We start from the raw sequence: 11,251 nt of genomic DNA, 5'->3' as shown, positions 1-11,251 counted from the left end.
CACCCCCGTCCGTGTTCACCGGCAACTCCCGGCCCGCCACGAACGCACCCCCCTCCCCCTTCCCGCAGAACCCGAGGTCCTCCAGCGTCACGAGCGTCATGTACGTGAACGCGTCGTACACCTCCGCGAAGTCCACCTCCCCCGGCCCGACCCCCGCCCGCTCGAACGCGATCCGCCCGCTGACCGCCGCGGGCGACACCGTGAAGTCGGGCCACTCGGACATCGTCGTGTGCGAGACGTGCTCGCCGGTGCCGAGGACCCACACCGGAGCCGTACGGCAGTCCCGTACGTACTCCTCGGCCGCCAGCAGCACCGCCGCCCCGCCGTCCGACCGCACGCAGCAGTGCAGCTTGGTGAAGGGGTCCGCGATCATCGGGCCCGACAGGACGTCGTCCACCGTGATCGGATCGCGGAACATCGCGTCCGGGTTGAGCGCCGCGTACTCCCGCGCCCACACCGCCACCGAGGCCAACTGCTCCAGCGTGGTGCCGTACTCGTGCATGTGCCGGCGCGCCGCCATCGCGTACTTGGCGATGAGCGTGTGCCCGTACGGCACCTCGAACTGCAGCGGCCCCCGCGCCCCGAACGACAGGTTCCCCGTACGCCGGCCCGCCCTGACGTCCGCGCGGGCGGTGGACCCGTACGCCAGCAGGACCGCGTTCGCGTGCCCCGCCGCGATCGCGTCCGCCGCGTGCGCCGCCATGACCTCCCACGTCGATCCGCCGACCGAGGTCGAGTCGACCCAGGTCGGACGCAGGCCCAGGTACTCCGCCACCTCCACCGGCGCCAGCGTGCCCAGGCCCGCCGAGGCGAAGCCGTCGATCACCGACCGGTCCAGGCCCGAGTCGGCGAGGGCCCGGCGCGCGGCCTGGGCGTGCAGCGCGTACGGCGTCACCTCGTCCAGGCGCCCGCAGTCGGAGAGTGCGACCCCCACGACGGCCACCTTGCGCTTCCCTGACGTCACGGTCCGGGGCTGAGTCATGGGATCTGACGGTACATCAGATACGGGGTGGTGCGGGAGGCGTCGCGGGCCTGTGCATCTGCTGATCGCCGCTCTAACATGACGACCCGTCAGATCCGGGAGGAGCCCGCCGATGGACACCGCCTTCACCGCGGAGCAGGACGAGATCCGCCGCACCCTCCGTGAGCTGCTCCTCAGAAGCTGCGGCCCGGCGGAGGTCAAGGCCGCCGTGCGGACCGCCGACGGCTACGACCCCGCGCTCTGGACGGCCCTCGCCGGCCGGCTCGGCCTGCCCGGACTCGCGCTGCCCGAGGCGTACGGGGGAGTGGGCTGCTCCGGCACCGAACTCGCCCTCGCCGCCGAGGAGCTGGGGCGCGCCCTCGCCCCCTCCCCGCTGCTCGCGACCGCCGTCCTGAGCGCGCCCCTCCTGCTCGCCCTCGGCAGCGGGACCCAGCGCGCCGAACTGCTGCCGCGTATCGCCTCCGGCGAACTCACCGCCGCCCTCGCCGTGCCGGGCGCCGCCCTGACCACCGCCCTCGGCCTCACCGGCGACAACCGCGGCGACTGGGCGGGCGGCGGCCGGTCGGGAGGCGTGCAGGCGCGGCAGGCCGACGGCGGGTGGCGGCTGTACGGGCAGGCCGACCAGGTGCTCGACGGACACAGCGCGGACCTGCTGGTCGTCGCCGCGCACACCGGAGGGTTCGCCCGCCCGCGCACCCTCTTCTTCCTCGTACGGCAGGGGGCGACCCGCGTACGCCAGACCTCCCTCGACGAGACCCGTTCCCGAAGCCGCGTCCAACTCCGCGACGTACCGGCCGAATTGCTGGGCGACGGTGAGGAGAGTGCCGACGGCGCCGCCGACGTCAGCGCCGTCCTCGCCGCCGTCGGGGACACCGCCGCCGCCGTCCTCGCCGCGGAAGCCGTCGGCGCCGCCGACCGCGTACTGGAGCGGACCGTCGCCTACGTCAAGCAGCGTGAGCAGTTCGGGCGGGCGATCGGGTCGTTCCAGGCGGTGAAGCACCGGCTGGCCGACCTGTACGTGCAGGTGCAGGCCGCGCGCTCCGCCGCCTACTACGCGGCCTGGGCGAGCGCCGAGGGCCAGGAGCGGGTCGGCGGGCTCGCGCTCGCGCAGGCCCTGGAGGCGCTGCGCACCACCGCCGCCGAGGCCGTGCAGCTGCACGGAGGGATCGGGTTCACCTGGGAGCACGAGGCGCATCTGTACTTCAAGCGGGCGGCCGGCGACGAGCTGCTGTTCGGACCGGTGCACCGGCTGCGCGCCTACGCGGCGCAGGAGGCGCGGCTGTTCGGCGGCGGGGAGGTGGTGGTCTGATGACCCCGCCCTCCTCTTCCTCCTCTTCGTCCTCTTCCCCTTCGTCCTCTTCGTCCTCCTTTTCCTCCGGGGCTCGGCTTCCCGGGGTCCGGCTGGTCCAGAAGGTGTCCTCGACCCGGGGTTTCGCGAAGGTCGCGCCCCATGTCGTACCGGCACTCGACCGCGCCGTGCACCGGCTGACCCGGGGAAAGGTGCTGCTCAGCGCCCAGATGCTGCCCGGCGTCATCCTCACGGCGCGGGGCGCGCGGAGCGGGCTCCCGCGGCGTACGCCTCTCGCCTGCATGCCGGAGGAGCGGACGGGCGAGGACGCGGGGGCGGGAGCGGTGGCCGGGAGCTGGGTCCTCATCGGGTCCAACTTCGGTCGCACGGACCACCCCGCCTGGACCGCCAACCTGCTCGCCCACCCGGACGCGGAGATCAACTGGCAGGGCCGGGACATCCCGGTGACCGCCCGGCTCCTGAGCGGCCCGGAACGGGAGGCGGCGTGGCGGGCCCTGCTGGAGTTCTGGCCGCCGTACGCGACGTACCAGTCACGCGTGGAGCGGGAGATCCGTGTGTTCCGGATCAGCCGCAGATGACGCACTCGGGCGTGCGACGGGCGGCAGCCCACCGAGGTGAACTGCCGCCCGTGTGACAGGACATGTGCCTGGAGACGCGCGGACTACGTGAACCACGTGAACCACGTGAACGACGTGAACTGTGCGAACTGCGCTGACTACTTGGTCGGCTTCTTGCCCGTCACGCCCAGGTGCACCAACTGCGCCAGGTTCGGCTTCAGTTCAGCCTGCTTCACGCCCCACGTCTGGAAGCCCTTCTGGTGCGAGGCCACCGCCGCGAGCATCGCCACGAGGGAACCCGCCATCGCCGCCGGGCTGACGTCCTTGTCGACCTTGCCCTTCGCCTGGAGCTCCTTGACCGTCTCCGTGAGGGAGTTGTTCACGGAGTTGAGGATCTTCATGCGGATCTTGTAGAAGCGTTTGTCGCCCTCGGCGGCGCCCAGGTCGACGACTCGCAGGATGGCGTCGTTTTTGCGCCAGAACTCCAGGAACCCGTCCACCAGTTCCTGCGCCGTCTGCCAGCCTGCCTTGCCGACCCAGGAGCGCCCTTCGAGGAGCTCGGTCAACCCGGCGCCCTCCGCCGCCATTTGCTCGGCGATCTCCAGGACGGCGCCTTCGACGTCCGGGAAGTACTGGTAGAAGGTCGCCGGTGAAGTGCCCGCCTTCCGCGCGACGTCGATGACTTTGACGTCGCGGTAGGGCGAGGAGCTGAGCATCTCGCTGAGGCAGTCGAGCAGCTTCTGCCGCGTCGCCTGCCCGCGCCGACCGGCCACACGGCCGTCGACGGTACGCACTTGTCCTGTCATGCCGTCAGCTTACCGAGGGGTGATCGGAGCGCGATTCGGCCGACTGCAAATGGGGTGCGCGGGCCCGCGGGGAAGGGATACCGCCCACTCTGCGGGATGGGCGAAAGGCCATTAGCTTGGCCGCATGGCTGGATCTGAAGGTTCTGCCGCGTTCGCGGAGGGTGTCCCCTGCTGGGTCGACGCCCAGCTTCCGGACGTCGAGGCGGGCAGGCGTTTCTACGGCGGGCTCTTCGGCTGGACCTTCGAGCCCTTCGGGCACTTCGACCCGTCCGCGGGTGCCGTACGGGCGCTTCTCGACGGGGAGCCCGTCGCGGCCCTCGTGCCGAAGCAGGACGGCCGGATGCCCACCGTGTGGACGGTCTACTTCGCCACCCCGGACGCCCAGGACATGGCCGACCGGATCCGCAAGGCGGGCGGTCAGATCGTCACGACACCCGTGGCGGTGGGCCCGTACGGCACCGCGGCCCTCGCCGCCGACCCCGAGGGCGCCGTCTTCGGGCTCTGGGAGGCCGGCACGCACCCCGGCTTCGGCCACCGGACGGGCGGCACGGGCGGCACTGACAGGTCGGGCGCGACGGGCCGGACGGGCGCCTTCGACTGGGTCGAGCTGTACGCGCGGGACACGGCCGTCGCCGAGGCCTTCTACCCGGGCCTCTTCCGCGACGCCCTCTTCGGGCCCGGCGCCACCCGTGAGTTCGGCCGCGCCCACATCTCCGACGTCTTCCCCGCCGAGATGCCGCCCCACTTCCTCGTCCACTTCGGCGTACGGGACTGCGAGGCCCTGCTCGGCACGGTGACGCGGCTCGGCGGCCGGGTCCGGGTGCCGGCCTTCGAGACGTCGTACGGGCGCGTGGCCGTCGTCAGTGACGATCAGGGGGCGTCCTTCGCGCTCTTCGAGCGCCGGGACGGAGACCGGGACGGGGGTCGGCACGCGCGCCCGGATCCGGGTCGGGACGCGGACCCGGACCCGGTATGAGCCGTTCTCCGGTCCGGGGAATCGGTTTTCTCCGTGTGGACCGGGCGATGCTCCAAGGCTGAAACCCGGACCACAAGCTCGGAAAGGTGTGGAAAAGCACCCGTCGACGTTGCAAAGCAAGGCGGAGTGCCATTGTTTGCCCGGGATTGGCGGGAGACATCCCGAATCAGGGCCGGGTTCGCAACCGGAGCCCATGCCAGGAAGAATCGGGGTGCGTGCCGCCGGAACGGGTCGGTGGTGAGACGCTGCGCAGTGGCCGAAGCTGCGGCAGGAGCGGTGGCTGGACGGGTGGCCGCGTACGGGGAGGTGGCAGGCAAGTGGTGGATCAGCTGACACAGCACGATCCGCGGCGGATCGGGCCGTTCGAGGTGCTGGGACGGCTGGGAGCCGGCGGCATGGGGCTGGTCTATCTCGCGCGCTCGGCCTCGGGCCGGCGGGTGGCGATCAAGACGGTCAGAACCGAGCTCGCCGAGGACCAGCTGTTCCGCGTCCGCTTCTCGCGCGAGGTCGAGGCGGCCCGCGCCGTGTCCGGCTTCTACACGGCGGCCGTGGTCGACGCCGACGCGCGTGCGGCCGTGCCCTGGCTGGCCACCGCGTACGTGCCCGCGCCCTCGCTGGAAGAGATAGTGACCGAGTGCGGCCCGCTGCCGGCCCAGGCGGTCCGCTGGCTCGCCGCCGGTGTCGCCGAGGCGCTGCAGTCGATCCACGGCGCCGGGCTCGTGCACCGCGACCTGAAGCCGTCGAACGTGCTCGTGGTCGAGGACGGGCCACGCGTCATCGACTTCGGTATCGCCTCCGGTGTGTCGAACACGCGTTTGACGATGACGAACGTCGCCGTCGGCACCCCCGCGTACATGTCGCCCGAACAGGCGAAGGACTCCCGCAGCGTGACCGGCGCGAGCGACGTCTTCTCGCTCGCCTCGATGCTCGTCTTCGCCGCCACGGGGCACGCGCCCTTCCACGGTGCGAACCCCGTCGAGACGGTGTTCATGCTCCTCAGGGAGGGCCCGGACCTCGAAGGGCTCCCGGACGAGCTGCGCCCGCTGATCGAGTCCTGTATGCAGATGGAGGCGACGGCCCGCCCCAACCCGGCCGACCTCCAGGCCCAGCTGGCACCCCACCTCTTCAACTCCGGCTCCGACGACAGCGGTACGGCGTCCGCGTGGCTGCCCGAGCGGGCCGTGGCCCTGATCGAGACGCGCCGCGGCGGCCGGCCGGCCCCGAAACCGGCCTCCGGCTCCGGCCGCAGCGGCGGACGCGGGGCGCCCGTGGTACCGCCTCCGCCGCCGCACGACCCGCCCATGCCGCCGCAGCCGCCCGTACCGGTCGGCGCGGGCGCGGGGCGGCACGGTGGCGCGCCCGACGCGGGGCCGGTGCGCCTCGCCGGTGCGCAGGTGCCGATCGGGCCGGGGCCGCGTGTCGCCGACGCCCGCGCGGCCGCGGTGAAGGCGCCTCCTCCCGAGGCCGGACTCGTGGCCGCCTGGTCCCGGCCGCGCCCCGGCGTCAACGGCGCCGACCCGGTGGCGGCGGGACCCGTCCCCGTACCCGCGCCGGTACCCGGGCAGGACGGCGGTTCCTCCTGGCGGCCGTGGCGCTTCCGGATGTCGAACGACGTGTGGGGCACGCCCGCGGTCGCCGGGGACCTGGTGTACGTCACCTCCTTCGAGGTGCACGCGCTGGACGTGGCCACCGGCCGGCGCCGCTTCAAGACGCGGGACGTCGCCTGGTCGATGGCGGTCGCCGACGGCCGCGTCCACGCCTCCGACGGCCCGACCCTGTTCGCCCTGGACGCCCGCGAGGGCACCGACCTGTGGCGGCTGCCGGCCGACGCGTGGGTGTACTCGCTCAGGGCCGACCGCGGCACCGTCGTCACCGGCACCCGCGGCGGCGGCGTACAGGCCTGGGAGGCGGCCAACGGGCAGAAGCTCTGGGAGATCACCGGGGCGCAGACCGACTTCGAGTCGCCCGAGGCGGGGCCGGTCGTCCACGACGGCACGGTCTTCGTCTGGAAGGACGCCCGACTGCGTGCCCTGGAGGCCCGTACGGGCGAGGAGCGGTGGTCGTACCCCATCGGCGACGCGGCCTCCTGCGGCGGGGTGCCGGTCCGGATCACCCACGCCGACGACGGGTACGTGTACGTGTCGGCCGGCACCCGCGTCCTGGCCATCGACGTCGCCGGCGGGCATGTGCGCTGGCACTTCGAGGCGCCCGCGGTGTTCCTCAGCCCGCCCACCTTCGCGCCGGGGCCCGCCGTCACGGGCGGCGGGGTGTACCTCGCCGACTACCTCGGCACGGTGTACGCGCTCGACGCCACCGACGGGCGGGACCGCTGGCGGATCGCCACGGAGGCGCGGTCGTCCGTGGATCCGGTGCTGGTCTCGGCGGGGCATGTCCATGTGGGCAGCGGCAAGGGGCTCTACACGCTGGACGCGGTCACCGGGACGCCGAAGTGGCGGTTCCAGGCGGGCGGCGACCTCGTGGGGGCGCCGGTCGTCGCGGACGGGCGGATCCACTTCGGCTCCACCGACCACCTGCTCTACACGCTGAAGGCGGACGACGGGCGGCTGCGGTGGAAGCTGGCGACCGGTGGGGAGATCACGGGGGCGCCTGTGGTGAAGGACGGGGTGGTGTATGCGTGCAGCAAGGACAGGTGCGTGTACGCGCTGGACGCGGAGAAGGGGACGGGGACGGCCCGTTCTTGACGGGCCGGCCCCGAAGACGTCTGTGCGGGGTGCGGATCTTGGGTGGGTGCGGGTCGGTGGGGGTTGAGCGCGCCGTTCCCCGCGCCCCTTTCGGGGGCTGCGCCCCCTGAGGGGTGGTTTGGTGTTTGTGCGTGTGTGCGGGGTGGTGGGGGTTGGGCGCGCCGTTCCTCGCGCCCCTTTCGGGGCTTGCTCTTATGTTTCGTGTGAGCACGGTGGGGTGTAGGCGAAGCGGGGGAAGTGGTGGGACCACTGGGTGCGGGTGATCGTGCCGTGGACGCGGCCGCACGCGTCGGCGAGTACGCGGTCGAGGTCGGTGTACCAGACCTGGACGCTGCGGTGGGCCGTCACGGTGAGGATCGTGCCGTCCGCCGCGAGGTAGCGGACCTCCTTGACCGACCCGCCGGGGTTGGTGAGGGCGGCCAGCGGGGCGGGGTGCGTGCGGTCGCTCACGTCCCAGGCGTTCACCGTGCCGTCCACGCCGACGGTCACCGCCGTACGTCCGTGGGGGGCGAACGCCACACCGGCGACGATGTCGGCGTGCCGCGCCAGTTCGCCCAGCTCGCGGTGGCGGGGCAGGTCGCTGATGTCCCACAGCTTCGCCGTGCGGTCGTCGCTCCCGCTCAGCAGGGTCCGGCCGTCCGGGCTGTAGGCGAGGGCGTCCACGAAGTGCCGGTGCCCCTTGAGGACGGCGACGGTGGCGTGCGGCGGGCGGGTCGCGTCCCAGACGCGGATGGTGCCGTCGTCGGAGCCCGAGGCCAGGGTCGTACCGTCGGCGCTGAAGGCTACCGGCTTGACATTGCCCCGGTGCCCTCTCAGCGTGGCGAGGGCGCGCGGGTCCGCCGGGTCCGTCACGTCCCAGAGGCGGACGGTGTCGTCGTAGCTGCTGGTGGCGGCCATCCGGCCGTCCCCGCGCACGGCGACCGCGTAGATGGCGTCCGAGTGCCCCGTGGCCCGCTTCGATAGGAGCCGCGGCCGCACGGGGTCGGACACGTCCCACAGCCGGAGCGTGTGGTCGCTGCCGGCGCCGATCAGTGTGTCGCCGCGCGGGGTGAACTCGACGTAGTGCAGACCGGCTCCGTCACCGTCGATGGTGCCGAGTCTGCGGGGCCTGCGGGGGTCCGCCATGTCCCACAGGACGGTGTGCGGACCGTCGGCCATGGCCAGCATGCGCCCGTCGGCGGTCACGGCGGGCGTGTACCCGGCGGGGGTGCGCCCGATCGGCCGGGGCCCGGCCGCCGCGACGGACAGGGTGCTGAGCAGGGCGTCCCGGGTGCGCTTCTGCGGCGCCTGGCGGTAGGCGGCAAGGGCGATCTGCGCGGCCAGTGACGGATTGTGCGGACTCAGGCGTACGGATGCGTCGGCGGCCCGCAGCACCACGGCCTCGTTGCGCTGCCGGGTGATGGTGTCCTGCGCCCGTACGGCGAAGCCGGCGCCGGCCACGGCGCACACGAGGAGCACGGCCAGGGCGGCGACCATGCGGCGCAGCCGCCGCAGCCGCCGCCGGTCGCGCCGCCGCTCCTCCCGCGCCGCCGCCTCGCAGGCGTCGAGGAAGGCGCGCTCCCGGGCGGTCAGCGCCTGCGGCGGGAGGTCCTTTGCGGCGGCGAGGCGCACTCCGCGGTAGAGGGTGTCGGGGTGGCGGTCCAGGGACTCCCAGAGGGTGGTGGCCTCGGTGAGGGCGCGGTGCAGCCGTTCCTGGCCGCGGTCCTCCTCCAGCCAGCCGCCGAGCCGGGGCCAGCAGCGGATCAGCGCCTCGTGGGCGATCTCCACATGGCCGCCGTCGGCGGTCAGGAGCCTGGCCCGGGTGGCCTGTTCGAGGACGGACTCGGTGTCGGGGCCGCCGTCGAGTTCCTGCCGCGGCACCCGGCGTTTGGTGTCCTCGGTGCCCTCGCCCAGTGCGACGAGCCGCAGGAACAGCCGGCGGGCGGCCTGCTGCCGGGTGTCGTTCAGGGACTGGTGGAATTCCTCCGCGGTCTGGGTGAGCGCGCCCTCGAAACCGCCCGCCGCCCGGTATCCGGCCAGCGTGAGGGCGTTGCCCCGCCGCCGGGTCCAGGTCTCCAGCAGGGCGTGCGACAGGAGGGGGAGCGCCCCTGGCCGGCCGTGGGCGTCGGCCAGGAGGGTGGTCAGCAGGGCGCCCTCGACGGTGAGCCGGGCACGGGCGGCCGGCTGGACGATCGCCGCGCGCAGTTCCTCCGCGGTCATCGGGCCGACCGGGCGGTGGGTGTGGGGCAGGGCGTCGACGAGGCCGGGCAGCCGGGTGCAGTGCGTGTAGAAGTCGGACCGTACGGCGATGGCGACGCGCGTGCGGCTGTCGGGGGTCTGCGCCGCGTGCAGGAGCGCGGCGACGAACCGCTCCCGTTCCCGCGCGTCGCGGCAGACGGTGAACACCTCCTCGAACTGGTCCACGACGACGAGCAGCTCGTCCGCCGCGGAGCCCGCGTCCTGCCGTCCGGCGAGGATCTGCCGGACCGTCCGGTGGAAGGTGTGGGGGTCGGCCGTGAGTCCGGCGTGCACCGCGTCGGAGGCGACACCGGCGCGCGCGGACAATCGCACGGCGCATTCCTCCAGCGGATGCGAGCCGGGCGTGAAAACCAGCGAGGAAACACCGGAAAAGGCGGGAAGAACACCTGCGCGCAGCACCGACGACTTACCGGAACCCGACGCTCCGAACAATACGAGAAGGCGTTTGTCCTTCAGATGTTCGACGAGTGTGTGGGTGAGTTTCTCGCGGCCGAAGAAAACACCGGAATCGGCCTCTCCGAACGCAGCGAGACCGACATAGGGCGGCTTGACGCCTTTCCTCTGCCGGTCCTCGGTGCCGGACTCGACCGACATGCCCGCGTGGGCACACGCGTCGGCCGTCCGCTGCCAGATCACCTTCCATTCCCGCTCGTCACCGCCGCAGGCCCGGACATAGGCCAGGGTGACGGTCAGGCTGGGCAGTTGACGTCCCGCCGCGGCCGAGGACAGCGTGGCGATCGAATAGTGGGCGTTCAGGGCCAGGTCCCGGTAGGTGGGGCGACCCGCCTGCTCCCGCAGTTTCCGTAAACGCGCCGCGAATTCGGACAGCGGGCCGCCGTCCGGATCCAGCGGACGCTCTCCCCGTGGCATGCGCGCAGCCTTTCCCCGTCTGATCGTGCGGATTGTTCGGCATCTGTTTGTTCAGCATCGGCAGACCCGTCTTGAACAACAGATTAGCGGCTACAAAAGGTGCATCGGGTCCCGTACCGAGGACTCGGCAGCGAACGGAAAGAGGAATCCATGAAGAAGCGAATGCTGTCCGCGTTCATCATGCTCAGCGGGCTCGCGCTGGCCGGCGGTCCGCTGGTCCAGGCCGGGCACGCGGCGGCGGCCGTCGCCCCGTCCCAGGCCGTGGAGCGGGCGGTCGTCGTCTGCACCGTCAACGACGACCGGGTCAACTACCGCGGCGGCCCCGGCACCCAGTACCCGGTCCTCGGCCAGGTGAACCGGGGGCACAGGTTCCACTGGCGTGCCACCGAGGGCGAGTGGCGCATGGGTGACCTGGAGGGCGGGCGCACCGGCGTCTGGATCCACCGGGCCTACCTCAACTGCTGACGGCAGGGCCGGATCCAGCTCCAGGACCGGGACCTACGGGTTCGCGGGTCCGGAAGATCGCGTGGCGTGCGCCGGGTTCTCCGGCGCACGCCACGCCACGTTCGGGGCGGGGCGCCCCGCGGGGTCGCCCGGGGCCGTACGGGCGTTCACGCTCCGGACCTGGCGGGGCAGGGCGAACGCGTCGGCCAGCCAGCCCAGACCGCAGAGGCCGAGGGTGAACAGGTGCAGCAGCCCGAGGCGGACCCTGCCGAGGTAGAAGTGGTGAGCGCCGAACACGCCCAGGAACAACGGGACCTGTCCCCGGGTGGTGGACACCTCTGAATCCCGGCCCCGGTAGGGGCCGGAC

General features: G+C 72.8%; 9 protein-coding genes. 5 read left to right on the top strand and 4 right to left on the bottom strand.

The window, feature by feature from the left end; translation table 11 throughout:
- Positions 1–982 (bottom strand): thiolase C-terminal domain-containing protein (locus ACLVWQ_RS17865; RefSeq protein ID WP_414109802.1); only part of this gene is annotated, 982 nt, incomplete at its 3' end.
- A gap of 112 nt (positions 983–1,094) precedes the next feature.
- On the opposite strand from ACLVWQ_RS17865, the gene ACLVWQ_RS17860 reads away from it, so the two are divergent.
- Together ACLVWQ_RS17860 and ACLVWQ_RS17855 are read left to right on the top strand one after the other, a co-directional pair.
- The gene (locus tag ACLVWQ_RS17860) at positions 1,095–2,291 is read left to right on the top strand and encodes an acyl-CoA dehydrogenase family protein (protein ID WP_414109801.1); all 1,197 of its coding nucleotides are present in this window, start codon (positions 1,095–1,097) and stop codon (positions 2,289–2,291) included.
- 104 nt (positions 2,292–2,395) lie between these two features.
- Positions 2,396–2,869, top strand: coding sequence for a nitroreductase family deazaflavin-dependent oxidoreductase (locus ACLVWQ_RS17855; RefSeq protein WP_414109800.1), 474 nt, complete (start codon positions 2,396–2,398; stop codon positions 2,867–2,869).
- Positions 2,870–3,006: 137 nt separating this feature from the next.
- Here ACLVWQ_RS17855 and ACLVWQ_RS17850 read toward each other — a convergent pair whose 3' ends face one another.
- Complete coding sequence (locus ACLVWQ_RS17850) at positions 3,007–3,654, bottom strand: TetR family transcriptional regulator (RefSeq protein ID WP_414109799.1); 648 nt, start codon at positions 3,652–3,654, stop codon at positions 3,007–3,009.
- 124 nt (positions 3,655–3,778) lie between these two features.
- Here ACLVWQ_RS17850 and ACLVWQ_RS17845 point away from each other — a divergent pair, with 124 nt between their 5' ends.
- Both ACLVWQ_RS17845 and ACLVWQ_RS17840 read left to right on the top strand, forming a co-directional pair.
- Positions 3,779–4,630: a VOC family protein gene (locus tag ACLVWQ_RS17845; RefSeq protein WP_414109798.1), complete on the top strand. Its 852-nt coding sequence runs from the start codon at positions 3,779–3,781 to the stop codon at positions 4,628–4,630.
- 317 nt (positions 4,631–4,947) lie between these two features.
- Complete coding sequence (locus ACLVWQ_RS17840) at positions 4,948–7,332, top strand: PQQ-binding-like beta-propeller repeat protein (RefSeq protein WP_414109797.1); 2,385 nt, start codon at positions 4,948–4,950, stop codon at positions 7,330–7,332.
- Between the two features lie 192 nt (positions 7,333–7,524).
- Here ACLVWQ_RS17840 and ACLVWQ_RS17835 read toward each other — a convergent pair whose 3' ends face one another.
- On the bottom strand, positions 7,525–10,440 hold the full coding sequence (locus tag ACLVWQ_RS17835) for a hypothetical protein (RefSeq protein WP_414109796.1): 2,916 nt from the start codon (positions 10,438–10,440) through the stop codon (positions 7,525–7,527).
- A gap of 150 nt (positions 10,441–10,590) precedes the next feature.
- Between ACLVWQ_RS17835 and ACLVWQ_RS17830 the strand changes: the two genes are divergently transcribed.
- Positions 10,591–10,905, top strand: coding sequence for an SH3 domain-containing protein (locus ACLVWQ_RS17830; protein ID WP_414109795.1), 315 nt, complete (start codon positions 10,591–10,593; stop codon positions 10,903–10,905).
- Between the two features lie 33 nt (positions 10,906–10,938).
- On the opposite strand, the gene ACLVWQ_RS17825 is transcribed toward ACLVWQ_RS17830, so the two are convergent.
- Positions 10,939–11,251 (bottom strand): TM2 domain-containing protein (locus tag ACLVWQ_RS17825; RefSeq protein ID WP_414109794.1); only part of this gene is annotated, 313 nt, incomplete at its 5' end.

This window comes from Streptomyces sp. CWNU-52B (genome assembly GCF_047444975.1).
Classification (GTDB): domain Bacteria; phylum Actinomycetota; class Actinomycetes; order Streptomycetales; family Streptomycetaceae; genus Streptomyces.
Note: the sequence above shows the minus strand (reverse complement) of the source record. Positions and strands in the feature narration are given on the sequence as shown.

What these genes read in the sequence shown, in the direction of transcription:
- ACLVWQ_RS17830 (WP_414109795.1), top strand. Translation starts at nt 10,591, where the DNA reads ATGAAGAAGCGAATGCTGTCCGCGTTCATCATGCTCAGCGGGCTCGCG.
- ACLVWQ_RS17850 (WP_414109799.1), bottom strand. Translation starts at nt 3,654, where the DNA reads ATGACAGGACAAGTGCGTACCGTCGACGGCCGTGTGGCCGGTCGGCGC.
- ACLVWQ_RS17845 (WP_414109798.1), top strand. Translation starts at nt 3,779, where the DNA reads ATGGCTGGATCTGAAGGTTCTGCCGCGTTCGCGGAGGGTGTCCCCTGC.
- ACLVWQ_RS17835 (WP_414109796.1), bottom strand. Translation starts at nt 10,440, where the DNA reads ATGCCACGGGGAGAGCGTCCGCTGGATCCGGACGGCGGCCCGCTGTCC.
- ACLVWQ_RS17860 (WP_414109801.1), top strand. Translation starts at nt 1,095, where the DNA reads ATGGACACCGCCTTCACCGCGGAGCAGGACGAGATCCGCCGCACCCTC.